At 68.2% G+C, this 16,247-nt stretch carries 17 protein-coding genes; 11 read left to right on the plus strand and 6 right to left on the minus strand.

The features are described from left to right. Positions 1–125: 125 nt before the first annotated feature. On the plus strand, positions 126–638 hold the full coding sequence (locus ABZ470_RS20440; RefSeq protein ID WP_362912909.1) for a GtrA family protein: 513 nt from the start codon (positions 126–128) through the stop codon (positions 636–638). A gap of 347 nt (positions 639–985) precedes the next feature. On the opposite strand, the gene ABZ470_RS20445 is transcribed toward ABZ470_RS20440, so the two are convergent. From ABZ470_RS20445 to ABZ470_RS20455, 3 genes are all read right to left on the minus strand, one after another. Then, positions 986–1,411, minus strand: a complete 426-nt coding sequence (locus ABZ470_RS20445) for a nuclear transport factor 2 family protein (RefSeq protein WP_362912911.1) — start codon at positions 1,409–1,411, stop codon at positions 986–988. A gap of 445 nt (positions 1,412–1,856) precedes the next feature. Then, positions 1,857–3,200, minus strand: a complete 1,344-nt coding sequence (locus ABZ470_RS20450; RefSeq protein WP_362912913.1) for an MFS transporter — start codon at positions 3,198–3,200, stop codon at positions 1,857–1,859. A 333-nt stretch (positions 3,201–3,533) separates the two neighbouring features. After that, the gene (locus ABZ470_RS20455; RefSeq protein WP_362912915.1) at positions 3,534–4,283 is read right to left on the minus strand and encodes a TetR/AcrR family transcriptional regulator C-terminal domain-containing protein; all 750 of its coding nucleotides are present in this window, start codon (positions 4,281–4,283) and stop codon (positions 3,534–3,536) included. 324 nt (positions 4,284–4,607) lie between these two features. Here ABZ470_RS20455 and ABZ470_RS20460 point away from each other — a divergent pair, with 324 nt between their 5' ends. The 6 genes from ABZ470_RS20460 (at position 4,608) to ABZ470_RS20485 (ending at position 11,238) form a co-directional block, all read left to right on the plus strand. Further along, on the plus strand, positions 4,608–6,206 hold the full coding sequence (locus tag ABZ470_RS20460) for an MFS transporter (RefSeq protein ID WP_362912917.1): 1,599 nt from the start codon (positions 4,608–4,610) through the stop codon (positions 6,204–6,206). A gap of 303 nt (positions 6,207–6,509) precedes the next feature. After that, complete coding sequence (locus ABZ470_RS20465) at positions 6,510–6,905, plus strand: hypothetical protein (protein WP_362912919.1); 396 nt, start codon at positions 6,510–6,512, stop codon at positions 6,903–6,905. A gap of 122 nt (positions 6,906–7,027) precedes the next feature. Then, the gene (locus ABZ470_RS20470; RefSeq protein ID WP_362912921.1) at positions 7,028–7,642 is read left to right on the plus strand and encodes a TetR/AcrR family transcriptional regulator; all 615 of its coding nucleotides are present in this window, start codon (positions 7,028–7,030) and stop codon (positions 7,640–7,642) included. Between the two features lie 160 nt (positions 7,643–7,802). Then, entirely contained in the window at positions 7,803–8,666 is an 864-nt protein-coding gene (locus tag ABZ470_RS20475; RefSeq protein ID WP_362912923.1) for an alpha/beta hydrolase, read from the plus strand. Between the two features lie 455 nt (positions 8,667–9,121). Next, the gene (locus tag ABZ470_RS20480; protein ID WP_362784937.1) at positions 9,122–9,757 is read left to right on the plus strand and encodes a PadR family transcriptional regulator; all 636 of its coding nucleotides are present in this window, start codon (positions 9,122–9,124) and stop codon (positions 9,755–9,757) included. After that, the gene (locus ABZ470_RS20485; RefSeq protein WP_362912925.1) at positions 9,754–11,238 is read left to right on the plus strand and encodes an FAD-dependent monooxygenase; all 1,485 of its coding nucleotides are present in this window, start codon (positions 9,754–9,756) and stop codon (positions 11,236–11,238) included. The genes ABZ470_RS20480 and ABZ470_RS20485 overlap by 4 nt, the downstream gene beginning before the upstream one ends. A gap of 186 nt (positions 11,239–11,424) precedes the next feature. Here ABZ470_RS20485 and ABZ470_RS20490 read toward each other — a convergent pair whose 3' ends face one another. Then, entirely contained in the window at positions 11,425–11,865 is a 441-nt protein-coding gene (locus ABZ470_RS20490; RefSeq protein ID WP_352012194.1) for a nitroreductase family deazaflavin-dependent oxidoreductase, read from the minus strand. Positions 11,866–12,127: 262 nt separating this feature from the next. Between ABZ470_RS20490 and ABZ470_RS20495 the strand changes: the two genes are divergently transcribed. Both ABZ470_RS20495 and ABZ470_RS20500 read left to right on the plus strand, forming a co-directional pair. Next, complete coding sequence (locus ABZ470_RS20495) at positions 12,128–12,394, plus strand: DUF4158 domain-containing protein (RefSeq protein ID WP_362912926.1); 267 nt, start codon at positions 12,128–12,130, stop codon at positions 12,392–12,394. Further along, positions 12,391–12,675, plus strand: a complete 285-nt coding sequence (locus tag ABZ470_RS20500; protein WP_362912927.1) for a DUF4158 domain-containing protein — start codon at positions 12,391–12,393, stop codon at positions 12,673–12,675. Before ABZ470_RS20495 ends, ABZ470_RS20500 begins: the two co-directional genes overlap by 4 nt. Positions 12,676–12,755: 80 nt before the next feature. Here ABZ470_RS20500 and ABZ470_RS20505 read toward each other — a convergent pair whose 3' ends face one another. Continuing rightward, the gene (locus ABZ470_RS20505; RefSeq protein WP_362912929.1) at positions 12,756–13,199 is read right to left on the minus strand and encodes a MarR family transcriptional regulator; all 444 of its coding nucleotides are present in this window, start codon (positions 13,197–13,199) and stop codon (positions 12,756–12,758) included. A gap of 89 nt (positions 13,200–13,288) precedes the next feature. Here ABZ470_RS20505 and ABZ470_RS20510 point away from each other — a divergent pair, with 89 nt between their 5' ends. Both ABZ470_RS20510 and ABZ470_RS20515 read left to right on the plus strand, forming a co-directional pair. Further along, on the plus strand, positions 13,289–14,320 hold the full coding sequence (locus ABZ470_RS20510) for an NADP-dependent oxidoreductase (RefSeq protein ID WP_362912931.1): 1,032 nt from the start codon (positions 13,289–13,291) through the stop codon (positions 14,318–14,320). Then, positions 14,317–15,171 carry an NAD-dependent epimerase/dehydratase family protein gene (locus ABZ470_RS20515; RefSeq protein WP_362912933.1) on the plus strand — a complete coding sequence of 285 codons (855 nt, stop codon included), beginning with the start codon at positions 14,317–14,319 and terminating at the stop codon, positions 15,169–15,171. The genes ABZ470_RS20510 and ABZ470_RS20515 overlap by 4 nt, the downstream gene beginning before the upstream one ends. Positions 15,172–15,288: 117 nt before the next feature. On the opposite strand, the gene ABZ470_RS20520 is transcribed toward ABZ470_RS20515, so the two are convergent. Next, on the minus strand, positions 15,289–16,245 hold the full coding sequence (locus tag ABZ470_RS20520) for an oxidoreductase (RefSeq protein WP_362912935.1): 957 nt from the start codon (positions 16,243–16,245) through the stop codon (positions 15,289–15,291). Positions 16,246–16,247: the final 2 nt, after the last annotated feature.

Genomic DNA, 16,247 nt, shown 5'->3' on the forward strand with positions numbered 1-16,247 from the left:
TCACGCGGCTTCGCCGTCGGGTACGGTTCCAGCCGGGCAAATCGTGTTCGTCAAACTTGTCATGGAACGTCTGACTGGTGAGAAGATCGGGGGTGCTCCGAATAGCAAAAGCGGTACTCGCAAGGTTGCCGGAACCGCTGCACGCGCTTGCGCTGAAGCACCGCGAACTACTGAAGTTCACAGCGGTCGGTGGGACGGCGTTCCTCGTGGACAACGCGATGTTCTATGGGCTGAAGCTGACCGTTCTGGAACCGAAGCCCGTGACCGCGAAGATCATCGCAGTGCTCGTGGCGACGATCGTGTCCTACGTGCTGAACCGCGAATGGTCGTTCCGGGCCAGGGGCGGTCGCGAGCGCCGTCACGAGGCGGCGCTGTTCTTCCTGGTCAGCGGGATCGGCCTGGTGCTCAACTCCGCACCGCTGTGGGTCTCGCGGTACGCGTTCGGCATGGAGACGCCGGATGTGAGCCTGGTGGCCCAGGAGATCGCCGACTTCGTGAGCGCGCAGGTCGTCGGCACGCTGATCGCCATGGTCTTCCGCTTCTGGGCGTTCCGGAAGTGGGTCTTCCCCGAGGAGAGGATCCGGCCCGGCCGCGTGCGGCTGGCCCCCGCTTCCGATGCCACGGACAAGGCGGCCTGACGGCGGCGAATCCAGAAGCCGGCCCTCAAGGGGCCCCGCAAGCTGCGTCGGCGATTCCCTGGGCTCCTTCAGGGGTCATCCCTGGAGGGGGTGGGTTCTTCACCTTCGATTTCACCACCGGCCGCCGGGTGCGGCAGGACGACAAGGTCGTTCACATCACCCCGCCCGGCGGCCGACCGTCGAGAGCGCACCTCCTGTCGTATCCGGACCTGTCGTATCCGGACCGCGAAGGAACGCTTCACCCCGCACCCAGAACGGTGCCGCCCGCGACCCACAGCGGGCGGCACCGTTCCCCTTCCGGGAGGCCGGCTCAGCATCCAGACGTGCCCTGACCGGGAACGGCTCGGTCAGCCGCGCTTGGCGGACGGCCAGCCGTGACCCCAGCCGCCCTGGACCATGGTCTGGAACGCCCACCCGTTCTCCGCCCGCACCAGCAGGTCGACGTAGTGCATGCGGTGCTCCTGGCCTTCGATCGTCATCGTCGCCTCGGTCTCCACGACCACCAGGTTCGGGGTGAGAAAGCGCGGGGTGCGCGTCGAACGCAGGTCAAGCCCGGCGGTGCCGCCGCCCATGGACTCCTTCATCGCCTCGACATACTCGGCTCGCGTCCACTGGCGGACGCTCGCGTAGCCGCCCGGCGTGTCGGTGGCCACGTTCATCGGGAAGACCGCCAGGTCAGCCAGTTGCTCGATGGAGCCCCGCTCAGCAAGCGCATCGTAGTCGGCGAACCATTCCTCGACGCTCTTCAGTTCTTCGGCACTCGGCTGGTACATGCTGCTCCTCCTTGTAACGTACGTCGTACCGTACACCATACGGAGCACTGGTTCTCACATAGGGGTGCCACCGGAAAACACAGAAGAAGGATCGGACCGAACTTTGGCGGCAGCAGGTGACGACCTGATGGAAAGCACCTCTGTCTGAAACTCACCGGCACCGAACCGGACGGCGAGCAACTGACGCTGTTCGGCACCGACGATCAGGACACGCCCAGAGGCGATGGGGATGGTACGGCGGACGCCGCAGCCTGATCCACCGATGACCGGCTCGCAGCCCACATCGCCGCCCTGAGCTGAGCTTCTTTCCGATCGCTTAATCGTTGATCTGGGCATGCCCTTGACTGACGCGCAGCGGGCGCGGATCGAGCCACTGTTCCCGAGTCGAACACATGGCCGCGCCGCCACGCCGCTGCCTGACGGCAGAGCGTGGCGGCGCGGTCTCCTACTCGGTCTGCGGCCGCACCTCCGTGATGGCCGAGGAACGGCTAACGACCACGGCACCGACGGCCAGTCCAAAGATGGCGAGGACCGCTGCGATCAGGAACGGGTCTGCGGCGTGCACGGCGGGGGCGAACCCGATGCCCACGTAGACTGCTACGCCGCTTGCCCCGCCGAGCTGGTCGGCTGCTCGCTGGACGCCGGAGGCGATCCCGGCGTCCTCGTCGGTCGTTCCGCTGACCGCGATGTACTGCAGCCCCACCAGCCCGAAGCCCATCCCGGCGGCGATCAGCAGCATCGCCGGAAGCAGCCACGTCGCCCCGGCACCCAGGGCTGCCACAAGCGCGATCACCGTCATCGCGCCCGCAGCGGCTCCGAGACCTGCCAGCACGCACGCGCGTGCTCCCCAACGGCCCAGCTGCCTCGGCACGAGAACCGAGGCAGCGATCAGCGCAACAGCCAGCGGGAGCATCGTGAGGCCGGCTCCCAGCGGACCGATTCCGAGACGGTTCTGCAGGTAGAACGTGAACAGCAGGAATGAGGTCGACAACGCCCCGCTGAGCAGCATCGTTGTCAGGTTCGCCCCCACCCGGGCACGGTTGGCGAAGAAGGCCGGCGGCACCAGCGGGTTCGAGGACCGCAGCTCGACCCGCACGAACCCGGCGGCGGCCAGCACCGCACCTGCCAGCGCTGCCAGGCTCACCCACGGGCTCGTTCCGGATTCTCCTGCTTCGACCGCGGCGTAGGTGAACAACAGCGGGCACACAGTCAGCAGGAGCGCGCCCGGCAGGTCCAGCCGGGCCCGTTTACGTGAAGCGGGACGGTCGGCCTTGACGAGCACGAGCGCGGCCATGATCACGACCAGGACGAACGGCACCGAGATCAGGAAGATCCAGCGCCAACCCAGACGGGCGGTGATGATTCCGGAGAGGGCGAATCCCAGCACCAGACCGCAGCTGGCGACTGCGGCCCACACGCTCAGGGCCCGCGACCGGCGTGGGCCCTCGGGGAACATCAGCACGATGGTGACCATCGCCGCCGGCAGTGCGATAGCCTCGCCGGCCCCCTGGAAGAGGCGCGCGGCCACCAGGACCGCGAACGAGGGGGCCAGCCCCGCCAGCAGCGATGCCGCACCGAACAGGGTCGTGCCGACCAGCAGCGTGCGGCGGCGGCCTAGCAGGTCGCTGAGGCGACCGCCGAGCATGAGCAGCCCGCCGCCGGTGATGGTGTAGCCGACCACTATCCAGGTCAGCGACTGGCCGTCGGCGCCGAGATCCGCGCCGATTGAGGGCAGCGCGATGTTGACCACGGTCACGTCGACCGCGATGAAGAACTGCAGCATGGCCATCGCGCACAGTACGAGCCATGCGCGTGCGGGAGACGGGCTTTGCCCGCGGGAAGAAGTAGTGCCTGAAAGCATCGAGTGCTCCGTCGCTCTGAAGAGTTTCCGAGCAGCACAAACGGCCGCTCCGGACTGATCACGAAGCGACTGGACGTTCCAGGATGGGTGGTGCTGAGAGTCGAACGTCCCGCCGCTAGCGGGACGTCCTGGTCACTGCCGCACAAGCGGCCGAGCACGATGCGCCTGACATGCTGATCAGACTAGCAGCAGCGCCTGTCACCCCCCGGCGCGTCAGGATCACCTGTCCGCGCGACCTCTAAGCCGAGTCCACTGGGCTGTTTAGCGTGACTTCTCGTTCCGATGGTCGCCAGGCCTCGAATCGATGCCCCGTCTGGCCAGATCGGCCGCGATGCCGTCCAGGATGCCGGCAAGTCCTGAGGCGAACAGGGCGTCGAGGTCCCAGGGAGTGGCGCCTGCGCGCATCGCGCGGGCGAGCCGGGGATATGCCCCGGGTGCGAAAAGCGGATTCTGTGTCTCATTCGAGGCCTTCGCCCCCTGGGTTGGGGCGATTCGCGACTGCCGTTCCGCCTCCATGTCGCTGACGTAGGTCAGCGCCACGCCCTGCACGTACGAGGCGAACATGAACATGTACCGGAAAGCCTCGGCGGGTTCGAGGTCGAGTCCGTCGAACGCGGAGAAAGCGCTTTCACTGTCCGCCGCGAGAGCCGGGCTGAAGTACGCGCGGGTTGTCACCATGACTCTCGGCAGGATCCACGGGTGGCGGTGGTACAGGTCCCAGTCACGGTATGCGGCGCGTTCGAGGCCGTGACGCCAGTCCCGCGGCGCCGAGTCGGGCAGGGGCACATCGGCCATCGCGGCCTCCACCATCAGGGCCACCAGGTCGTCCTTGGACGCCACGTGCCGGTACAAGGACATGGTGCCGGTGCCGAGGTCCATGGCGACCCGGCGCATCGACAGCGCGTCGAGTCCCTCCGCGTCCGCGATGACGATCCCGGCTCGCACGATGCGTTCAACGGTGAGATGCGGCGCGCCGTCGTTGTCGTCCGGGGTGCCGGCCGGTGCTTCCACTCTGCGAGCCCGGTACGCCTTCGCCTGGCACGCGCGGGAGCAGTAGAGCCTCGGCCGGCCCCGATCGGCGGGTTCCAGCGACTTTCCGCATGACGCGCATGCCGGTTGCACCGACATCACCACACTCCTTTTCGTCACACGCTACGGGTTGTGTCGAAATCCTAGACCATCGAGGACTACAGCGCGTGGTGCAGGCAAACCAGCAGCTCAAAAAGATGTTTACGAATTCAACGTTCATGCGTATCGTGTACGCTCCAGTGCGTACAAAGTACCCACCGGGGCGATTTGCCCCGACCTGGCCAACGCGACTCAGGAACCGAGGAAATGACTGAAGTAGACAGAACAGCCGGAGCCAGGGAGTGGGTCGGGCTCGCGGTCCTGGTATTGCCCTGCGTGCTGGCGTCCATGGATATGTCCGTCATGTTCGTCGCGCTCCCGTCCCTGACGGCCGACCTCAAGCCGAGCAGCTCCGAACTGTTGTGGATCATGGATGCTTACGGCTTCCTCCTCGCCGGCCTGCTCATCACGATGGGTACGCTCGGTGACCGGATCGGACGGCGGCGGGTGCTGCTGGCGGGCGCCGCGGCCTTCGGCGCCGCCTCCGTTCTGGCGGCCTACTCGACCGGCTCCGGGTCGCTCATCGCGGCCCGCGCGCTCCTGGGCATCGCCGGATCCACGCTGGCGCCGTCCACACTTTCCCTGATCCGCAACATGTTCCACGACGCCAAACAGCGGGCTGCCGCGGTCGGTGTCTGGACGGCGGGCTTCGCGGGCGGCGCCGTACTCGGCCCGATCATCGGCGGACTGCTGCTGGAGCACTTCTGGTGGGGGTCGGTCTTCCTGATCAACGTGCCGGTGATGGTCCTGCTCCTGGCCCTCGGCCCGCTGCTGCTCCCCGAATATCGCGACCCCAGGCCGGGCCGTTTCGACCTGCTCGGCGCCGCCCTGTCCCTTCTGGCCGTACTCGGCGTCATCTACGGCGTCAAACTGCTGGCGGAGCGCGGTCTTGAGTGGGTTCCCCTGTTGTACTGCGCCGCCGGACTCGCCGTAGGGGCGGCCTTCGTCCACCGTCAGCGCGTGACCGCGAACCCCATGATCGACCTTGCGCTGTTCCGCACACGCCGGTTCAACGTACCCTTGCTCATCGGCGCGCTGGCGACATTCGGGCTGGTCGGCTTCTCCCTGTTCAACTGGCAGTTCATGCAGCTCGTTCTGGGCATGGGACCGTTCGAGTCGGCTCTGTGGTCCCTGCCCACCTTCCTCGTGATGCCGCTGGGCATCGCACTGGCCACCGCGGTCGCGCCCCGCATCGGTAAACCCAACGTGATCGCCGCCGGGCTGCTCGTGGCAGCCGCCGGCTACGCCATGCTGACCCTGATCCAAGCCGGTTCGGGAATCGTCTACCTCGTCAGCGGCCTGACAATCGTCGCGATCGGCATCGGCGGAGTCTCCGCCGTGGTCACCGAGGTGATCCTGTCCGCCGCACCACCGGAGCGGGCCGGAGCGGCCTCCGCCACGGCCGAGACCTCGGCCGAGTTCGGCGGGGCGCTGGGCATCGCGATCCTGGGCAGCGTCGGCACCGCCGTCTACCGTTCGGAACTGGCGGCCAAGGCTCCTGACACCCTCACGCCCAAGGAACTGGAGGCCGCGCGGAGCACCCTCGGCGGTGCCGTCGACACAGCCGCGACCCTTCCGGAGGGCACCGCCGAAATGCTGCGCAGCGTGGCGTTCGACGCTTTCGCCCAGGAGATGCGAATCGCCTCGGTGGTCTGCGTCGTTCTGATGACGGGCGCGGCCGTCCTCATCGCCCTCCTGCTCCGCACCGCACACACCCGGCCCGGACCCGAGGCCCCGGAATCCGCAGCAGGACACAACGGCCGGGACCAAGCAGGTGACCTGGACTTCACGGCGACCCCATCGTGAGCAGGGGTCTCGCAGGCCGTACCGGCGCCCGCCCGGCTGCCCGGGCCCTGGCGCCCAGGGGATCCGTAGCACTCGCGGAAAATCGGGCGGGTACGAACCTGATCTGATGCGCTGTACGCGTTACCGGCGCCGTGCCGCCGGGTCTCGGTTGTTCCGCCGGCGGGCCAGGGCCTTGGGGGACAGGCGACCGAGGTACGCCCGAAGTGGGCCAGGAGGGTGGAGGTGCTGGCGCTGTCCTCGGCAGCGTGAGTGAGGGCGGAGCGGCGTGGCCGGTGAGGTGTCCAGGGCCCGCCAGGGCAGCCGGTGGTGCGATCGAGTGGGTGTACTGGAACAGCGCACCGCCCACCTGCCGCCCCGGCTACTCCGGCTTCCGGATGGCAGGACCCGCACGAAACGACCGGTGTTCCTGTCCGAGCGTCGCCCGCCCGCCGCCCGGCCGACATCTGCCCGTACACCGGGCGCGCCCGCCTCGGCTACGACCGCGCCCGTGTCCTGCTGGGCGAGTACGCCGGGTTCGATCTGCACCAGCTGCGCCACAGCGCCGCCACCCACCTCGGCGAGACTGAAGTGCCGCTGCAGCTCATCATGGGCAAGACCCGGCGCAAGAACCCCCGCACCGCAATCCGCTACGTCAAACCCGAACCTGAGGCCATCGTCACGGCCACCGAGGTCCTCGCGCCCCGTCGCCGTACCCACTGACCAGCTGAGTGGACGTGGTGGGCGCTCACCTCTCTGCGGTCGCGGACGAGAAGCGGTGTGCCTGGTTAGCCCTTATCCAATATGTTAACCGTGGTTCCCGTTTCTTTCAGAGAGGTACGTACGTGGCCGAGTCCGACGAGCTGGAGTCCCTCATCTCGCAGGGGCGCAAACATGGGGTGCGCAAGCGGGTCATCCTGTTGCAGGCGGCCCGGCTCTTCGTGGAGCGTGGTTACGCCGACACCGGGATCGACGACATCGGGGCCGCGGTGGGCATCTCCGGACCCGCGGTCTACCGGCACTTCCCCGGCAAGCAGGCCATCCTTCTCGCCCTGATCGAGTTGTCGCTGGAACGCCTTCAGGAGGGGACGCAAGCCGCGCTGGCCAACCGGGACCGGGACCCGCGGGAGGCGCTGATCGCCCTGGTGGACTGGTTCTCCCGGTCGTCCGTCGAGAACCGGAGCCTGACTCTGATCATGCAGGCCGAGCTGCTGTGGCTGCCGGAGCAGGATCGGCGGCGGCTCAACCGCCAGATGCGGCAGATACGTGAGGAGTGGGTCGGGCTGCTGATCGAGGTACGGCCGGAGCTGTCGGACCTCGCGGCGCGGATCGCCGTCACCTCCGTCATGGGGATGGTGACGGCGGTGCTCGCCGCCCGGCTGAGCGACGACATCCGGGCGCTGGGCGTGCACCTGCGGGCCCAGATGCTCGCCGTCCTGCATGCGCCGGTTGGACTGTGACGGCTCTGGATCAAGCAAAAAGTTAACGTGTATATACTTTTTGCTTTGGGAGGGTGCTGTGGGAGCGGACTCGGCGCACGGTCCGTGAGCGCTCGTCCTCGTACGGGATGTCGTAGCGCCGGTCGTCGCCACTGGTGCGAGCCAGAACGAGGGGCAGAACATGATGGAACGCATCGTCGAGGCCAACGGAATCCGTCTGTGGTGCGAGACGTTCGGCGACTCGGCCGACCCCGCACTGCTGCTCGTGATGGGGCTCGGCGCCCGAGGTGCCACCTGGCCCGACGAGCTCTGCCGCCTTCTCCAGGAGGGAGGCCGGTACGTCATCCGCTACGACAACCGGGACACCGGGCTGTCCGGCCGCGTGGATTACGAGGCCAACCCATACACCATGGTCGACCTCGCCCAGGACGCCGTCGGTCTGCTCGACGGCTTGGGCATCGCCACGGCGGATGTGGTCGGCGCGTCGATGGGCGGCATGATCGCCCAGGAGATCGCACTCGAACACGCTGACCGGCTGCGCAGCCTGACCGTCATCATGTCGAGCGCCGAGCCCCTCGACCCCGCGACCAACACCTTCCGGGGCACGGTACGCGATCCACGACTGGCCGCCTGGGACGCCGAACAGATCGCCAATCCGCCCAGCACCCGGGAGGAGCACGTCGAGTCGCACCTCAAACTGGCACGCATTCTCGCCGGACAGTTGACGCCGTTCGACGAGGCGGCCACGCGCGTGATCATCGAGCGGGAGATCGAGAACGCCACCGATGCGGGCCACGCCTCGAAGAACCACATCCTCGCGGCCTTCGCCTCCCGCGACCGTTCCGGGCTTGTCGGCTCGATCACCGCTCCGACTCTGGTGATTCACGGCTCGGACGATCCCATGGCGCCCTTCGCTCACGGCCAGGCCCTGGCGGCGGCGATTCCCGGCAGCGAGTTCCTGCCCATCGAGGGAATGGGGCACGGGTTCCCGCTGCCGGTGATTCCTCGGATCTCCGCCGCGATCCTCCGGCACACCGGGCGATAGCCGACAACCGTCGATCGCGGGGAGCCGACCGCGTACGGCAGGTCGTGCGTTCTCGACGTTCCACGCCCGCACTGCTCGGTACCGCGCTCCGCAGTTCGAGTTCGCCAGGCGCCCGCCCGATCTGATCACGGAAGCCCAGCGGTTGCCGGGCGCGCTCCTGGAGCGCGGCGGGGAGCCCCTCGACTGGTGGCGTCGCACACACGGGAGGCAGCGGGGCCGCCTCGTGGGTTCGCAGGGCCTGGCGCCCGGGTGCGGTCGGCTGGGCCAGCGCACGTTCGGAGGCGGGGAAACCGCAGTTCGCCCACGAGCGGGAACCCGTTGACGCCGGATTCCGTTCCACATCTCTCTGACTCCCGGTCCGTGTTCGCCGCCGCCCTGCGCGCGAATCCGCAGGGCTTGCCTCTGATAGTCGATACCGTATAGTCGGTTCCTACTATTAGAGATCGGTGATGAAGATGACGAAGCGGAAGGTCTCCAACACCCTGGCGCTGGCCGTGCTGGGCCTGCTCCAGGAACAGCCAATGCACCCGTACGAGATGGCGGCCACCCTGCGGGAGCGGCACAAGGACAGCAGCTTCAAGGTCAACTCCGGGTCCCTGTACGACACGGTCGAGGCGTTGGTCCGGCATGACTGGATCGAACCGGTGGAGACGGCGCGCGATGGCAGGCGGCCGGAGCGAACCGTGTACGCGACAACCGAGCTGGGCCAAAGCGAATTCGTGCGCTGGATCGACGAGCTTCTGCGTATGCCCGTCGCGGAATACCCGAAGTTCATGGCCGCGGTGTCCTACCTCGGCGCTCTCGGTCCGGACAGGGCGGCGGAGGCACTGGCCGAACGGGCGGGGCATCTGGCCCAACGGATCGAGGAGACGAACACGGTGCTGGCCGACACGGTCGGCTCCGGCAAGGTCCCCCGCTTGTTCATGATCGAAACCGAGTGCGCACTGCACGCCTGGGAGGCCGAACTGGCCTGGACGCGGCGGACCATCGCCGAGATCCGCGACGGCAGCCTGTTCTGGCCCAAGGTCGAACAAACCGAACAGGGATGGACCTGGTCCGCCCCCACGTCCCCGGAAGGAACCACCCGATGACCGAGGTGCTGATCGTCGGAGCCGGCCCGGCCGGACTGTTACTCGCGAGCGAACTCCGGCTCGCCGGCGTCGACACGGTCGTCGTCGAACGCCACGCGCAACGGCCGGACTTCTGCCGGGGCTTCAACCTCAACGCCCGCGCCCTGGACCTGCTGGCGCGGCGCGGCCTCGCCGAGAGGTTCATCAGCGAGGGCTGGCAAGTGCCGCACGCCGCGTTCTCCGGCCTGCCGGTGACGCTCGCCCTCCCCGGTACGCACACCGACCACCCGTACTCGCTGGGCATCCCGCAGACCCGGGTCGAGGAGATACTAGAGGCGCACGCCCTCGACCTGGGAGCCGACATCCGGCGCGGACACGAACTGCGCGTGCTGGAACAGGATTCCGAATCCGTCACCGCCACCGTCACCACCGGCGACCGCGAGTACCGCGTCCGGGCCGCGTATCTGGTCGGCTGCGACGGCGGCCGCAGCACCGTCCGCAAACAGGCCGGCATCGACTTCCCCGGTACCGCGGCGACCCGCTTCTTCCTGCTCGGCGACGTCGAGCTCGCCGACTCCGAGGCATTGCCGTTCGGCGCGACCACCGGCCCTGACGGATCCGTGTTCGTCATCCCCCGCCCCGGCTACGTCAGGATCATCACCTCCGACCGGCAACCACCTGCGGACAAAGACACCCCGGTCACCCTGGACCTGCTCCAAACCGCCGTGGACGACGCGCTCGGCCGCCATGTCGGGCTACGCGCCGCACGCTGGCTGACCCGGTTCGGCAACGCGGCCCGGCAGGCGTCCGAGTACGTCCGAGGCAGGGTCATCCTGGCCGGAGACGCCGCACACATCCACCCGCCGGCCGGGGCGATCGGCGTCAACGTCGCCCTGGACGACGCGTTCAACCTCGGCTGGAAACTCGCCGCCACCGTGCGCGGCACCGCCCCGACGCACCTGCTCGCCAGCTACCACGCCGAACGCCACACCGCCGGTGCGCACGTGCTGGCCAACACGCGAGCCCAGGTGCTGCTCGGCGACTCCGACGACCGGCTCGCCCCGATCACCGACCTCCTCACCCGCCTCGCCCGCCACCCTGCGGGCAACCGCGCTCTCACCGAGACCATCACCGGGCTGGACACCCGCTACGAGATGCGCCCCGACTCCGGCCATCCCTGGCTGGGCCGCCTGGCGCCCGACCTCGCCCTGACCACAGGCGACGGCCGTACACGCCTGGCCGAGTTGCTCACCTCGGGACGCGGTGCGCTGCTCGACCTGACCGGAGCGGGCACCATCCGTGATTCGGCCGCAGGATGGGCAGACCGAGTGGACATCGTCACCGCGACCTGCCCCGACCATCCCGAACTCGCGGCCGTCCTCCTGCGGCCGGACGGGCACACCGCCTGGCTGCGCGCCGCCGGTCACGACCACGCCGACGGGCTCCACCAGGCACTGCAACACTGGTACGGCCCGGCCGCACAATCGGGTCGTTGTCGGTGATGACGCCCTTGCCCCAGAGCACCCCCTCGGGGAGGCCATACCGTACGCTACGGTGCGATATGGCCTTCGTCGTTGAGGTGCGGCGTCGACCAGGCGGTGTCTGGAACATGATGTCGCTGTAGCACTCCGAAAGCGCCTTGGTCTCAAGTCATTCGTGGCTTCGACGCGGCGCGGGAGGCCGTTTCGTCATTCTTTCCGGGGTATAAGGCGGAAGATGCGGATTTCCCGGCCTGATCTTTCGGCGTAGGCCTCATAACCCGACCAATGGCGCGTCATGAGACCCCAGGCGTGAGAGCGCGCTTGCTCGTCTATGACGGGCTCGGCGTCGACCGTGAAAGACCGGCCCTTCATCAGTACCGTTGCCGTGGGGTGAGCCATCAGGTTGGCTGACCAGGACGGATGGTTCCGCTGCCCGAAATTGGTGCCGACGATGATCAGCGCATCTTGGTCCCGGACGTAGACCAGCGGGCTGGAACGGGCTCTGCCGCTACGGCGTCCGACCGTCGTCAGAACAAGGGAGTTGTCGACCCGTCCGATCAGCGCCCAGCGTCCTTTGCTGACCTTCTGTACCCATCGGTCGATGTTGGCCAGGCGGCGCCAGACCAACGTTGGCCAAGAGAAACCCATCTGACCTACCAAAGAATTCGAGGAGAGGGACACAGCCGTTCGGGAGACCGATGTAAGTCTGCGGTCTCCGCGGGGCCGCTGCCGTTGCCGCTGGAATCGGAGAAAGTGGCGCGCGGGCCGGCTTCAGCCGGTGAACCGGACAACGAGATCACCTCTCAAACAGGAAGAGGACACTTAGCACTCTTAACGCAATGAGCTGGGGCGGCGCCAGCGGATCAGAGCACAACCGAGGCCGAGGAAGGCCTCGTGGATGTCAGCGCGGGTGCTGTACGTGTTCTTCACGCCGTCGCCGGAGGAGGTGGCCTGGGCCGAACAGCGCACCGGCAGCTCCGAGTCGTGCTTCGCGCTGGTGCCGGCGTTGAAGTGCTTTCAGAAGATGGCGCGCTTCCCGTCCCCGGACGAGATCCCCGACGTGGTGATCGACCACGTTCGGCGCTGCCTGGAGTTGACCGAGAACATCTGGCCGGACCACGGGTCCTCCCCGAGAGCGAAGGCGCATCGCAAGCTGGTGGCCAGCGTCAGGGTGTGAAGTACGACGCGGGCCAGGCCCGGGCGATCGCCGCGACGGCGGTCCGGAAGGCGGCCCAGGCCAAGAACAACCCGGCGGATCTGGTCAACGTGGCGATCGAGGAGTTACTCCGGCTCCGGCTGGAACTGCTCGGGTACACGACGCTGGAGGACCTGGCCACCAGCATCCGCGCCGAGGCGAACGCCACCGTCTTCGCCACGATCCTGCAGCGGTCGGGCCCCGATAGAGGGTCTGCTCGTCGTCGGTCCGTACGGCAAGTCGACGTTCAACCGGCATGGTGACGATGCCCGAGGCATCGCCCATGTGGAACCGCTCCATCGCGCCTCCTGCCAGGTCGGACCGCTTACCACGCCCCGAAGGGTCAGCTGTTCGGCTCCCGTGTTCCGTTGAGGGCCTTGCGGAGCAGGGTGGCCAGTTGGTCTTGTTCGCGGGCGCTGAGGTTGGCGGTGGCGGACCGGGCGAACTCGAAGGACTCCTCAAAGGCGGCGTAGAGGGCGGCTCCATCGGGGGTCCTGACAATCTGCCGGGAGCGGCCGTCGCCGGGGTGAGGTCGACGGTGGACGAGATCGCGAGCCTCAAGCCTGCTGATGATCTGGGTGATATTGGACGCGTCGCAGTTGAGTTCGTCGGCCAGTTCCCGCATCCCGATCTGCCGGGTGAGCCGCCCGAGCACACAGGCCTGCGCCACGCTCAGCCCGTGCTCCAGGGCGGCGGTTTCGTATGCGCGGTCGTAGGCATCGACGAAGTCGAACATCGCCCGTTCGGCATCGGTCGACGCGGCGACGGGCCCCGAAGGTGCAGCCATGGAGCCGATTCTACCAAGAACTTGATGGACTCAAGTATATGTGCCAAGGTAGATACTTGATTGACTCAAGTATCTACGGGGGCATTCTGATGATGGTCACCAGCAAGGGACGGGCCCGGGAGTGGCACCTGGCGCGACGGCCGCAAGGGCAGGTGTCGGCCGACGACTTCGCGCTGGTCGAAACCGAGATTCCCGAATTACGGCCCGGTCAGGTCCTGGTTCGTAACACGCACTTGTCGGTGGACCCGTACATGCGTGGCCGGATGGACGACCGCCCGTCCTACATCCCGCCATTCCCGCTGAGGGCGTCACTGGAGGGAGGAGCGATCGGCGTGGTCGTCGAGTCCCGTGCGGACGGTGTCAAGCCGGGCCAGGTGGTTGAGCACTTCCTGGGCCTGCGCGAGGCCACCGTGATCGATGCGGCCGGGGTCGTACCCATCGACACCGACGATCTGCCCGCCGAAACCTATCTCGGCGTGCTCGGTGCGACGGGCCTGACCGCATGGCTGGGCATCACCCAAGTGGCGTCGGTGCGACCCGGCGACACGGTGTTCGTCACGGGAGCGGCCGGGGCAGTCGGGAGCATCGCCGGTCAGATCGCCCGGCTGCGGGGAGCCAAGCAGGTGATCGGCAGCGCGGGATCGCCCGCCAAGGTGCGCCATCTGGTCGATGACCTCGGTTTCGACACCGCCTTCGACTACAACGACGGTGCGGCTGGTGAGCACCTTGCACAGGCCGCCCCGGACGGCATCGACGTGGTCTTCGACAACGTTGGCGGCGCCCAGTTGGAGGCCGCGATCGACCATCTCCGGGTCGGTGCCCGGCTGGCCCTGTGCGGGATGGCCAGCCAGTACGACGGCCGGGAGCCATACGGCCTGCGGAACCTCTACCAGTTGGTCACCAAGCGGGTGACCGCGCGCGGCTTCCTGGTCACCGACCATCAGGACCAGATGCCCGCCTTCCGCGCCGAGGTGGGTTCCCGGGTACGCTCGGGCGAGATCGTCCACCGGCAGACGGTGGTGGACGGCATCGAACGGATGCCCGAAGCCCTGCTGGGCCTGCTGCGCAGTGGGGCGCCCACGATCGGTAAGGCCGTCGTCCGGCTCCAGGAGCAGGCGTGATCCGCACGGTGCTGGTGACTGGAGCCCGAGGCAAGACAGGACGCGAGGTGGCCGCCCGGCTGCGCCGCTTCGGGATCCTCGTCCACGCTGGGTCGTCGCAGCCCGCCAGGACGTCAGACACCAGAACCGATCCGGTCCGTTTCGACTGGCACGACCGGACGACCTGGCGCGAGGCGGCCGCAGCCGTGGACGCGATCTACCTGATGCGCCCCGACTATCCCACCGCCCCCGAACTCGTCGCCGATCTGGTCGAGGTGAACCCGGACGCGCATGTCGTCCTGCTGTCCGAGCAGGGAGCCGAAACCCTCTCGCCGGACCACTGGGCGCGCCGGGTCGAGGACGCGGTCGTCACTCGGGCCGCTTCCTGGACCCTGCTCCGTCCGTCCTGGTTCCACCAGGTCCTGACCGACTCTCGGTTCTACCGCGACGCCATCCGGGACGACCGTGTCCTGAGCCTGCCCTCGGGCGGTGCCCCGATCGCGTGGGTGGACGCACGCGACATCGCCGACGTCGCTGTGGCCGCGCTCCGCGCGCCGGAGGATCACCACGGCCGAGCGCACACGATCACCGGTCCGGACCCGGTTCCCGTCGCGAACGTCGCGCAGGAGCTCTCCGCGCGTCTCGGCCACCGGATCCGCGCCGAGGACCCGTCCCCGCGGGAAACCCTCGACGGCCTCGACCCCTGGATGGCGGGCATCCTCGACGACCTCTACCACCGCGTCCGACACGGCGGTTTCAGCCAGCTCTCCCCAGCCGTGAAGCAGATCACCGGGCACGAGCCCATATCAATAGGCGAGTTCATCAACGCCCACCTCGACCAATGGAGGAGAAGCCCGATGTCGGCCCCGTAGCCGCGTACCGGCCGGGCCGGTGATCCGTCAGGGTGCCGGGCCTGCGTGAGCTCGAACAAGCCCAAGGGCCCGGCGCGGATCTATGGGCATGGTTCCTCAGCTCGTGGGCGATGAACGCTAGTGCAGGCCAGCCGCCGTACGCGCCGGTAAGGCGTAGGTGACTCCGGTCAGGCGTTCGGACAGTTGCCACAGGTGTGTGGCCGTATCGGTGTCGCGGATGGCGCGTTCGCGGGTGCGGCGTACGGGCTCGCCGCGCAGTTGCAGTGGCCCGTCGGGAACGATGTAGCTGCCGCCGGACAGGTCCGGTACCGTCGCCGCGTACAGCGAGGTCTTCGCCCCTTCCGGCGTCGGGCGGAAGGCCGCGCGCACCACCAGGCGCGTGAGGGTCACGTACAGTCGTCCTCTGTCGCTGTTGGCGCCGCCGGTGAGCACGTTGGTGCGGGTGAGCCCGGGGGCGACGGCCATGCTGCGCAGCCGCAGCCCGGCGGCGTCGGCCCGGCGCTGCAACTCCATGGCGAAGTAGAGGTTGGCCCGCTTGGACTGCACGTAGGCGAACGCCGTGCGATATCTGCGCTCGGCGTTGAGGTTGCGCAGGTCGAAGCGGGCGAAGCGCTGGCCTTCGCTGCTGACGGTTATCACCCGCGGGTCGGGCGCGGCGAGCAGGTGCGGCAGCAGTAGGCCGGTCAGGGCGAAGGTGCCCAGATGGTTGACGCCGAACTGCGACTCGAACCCGTCGGCGGTCCGGGCATACGGCACCATCGCCACCCCGGCGTTATTCACCAGCAGATCGAGCCGTCCACGGTCCCACCCGGCGGCGAACTCACGGATGGAGGCCAGGCTGCCCAGGTCCACCCGGCGCAGTTCCAGGCGGGCGCCAGGCACCTCGCCTTGCATGCGGGTCAGCGCGAGCCGGCCCCGTTCGGGGTCGCGGCAGGCCAGGGCGACCTGCGCGCCGTGGCGGGCCAGTTCGCGGGCGGTGATGTAGCCGATACCGCTGTTGGCTCCGGTCAACACCACGACACGACCGGTCTGGTCGGGGATGTCGTCGAAGGTCCAGGCGGGAGGGCTGTGCATGA

This window comes from Streptosporangium sp. NPDC020072 (assembly GCF_040631445.1).
GTDB lineage: Bacteria > Actinomycetota > Actinomycetes > Streptosporangiales > Streptosporangiaceae > Streptosporangium.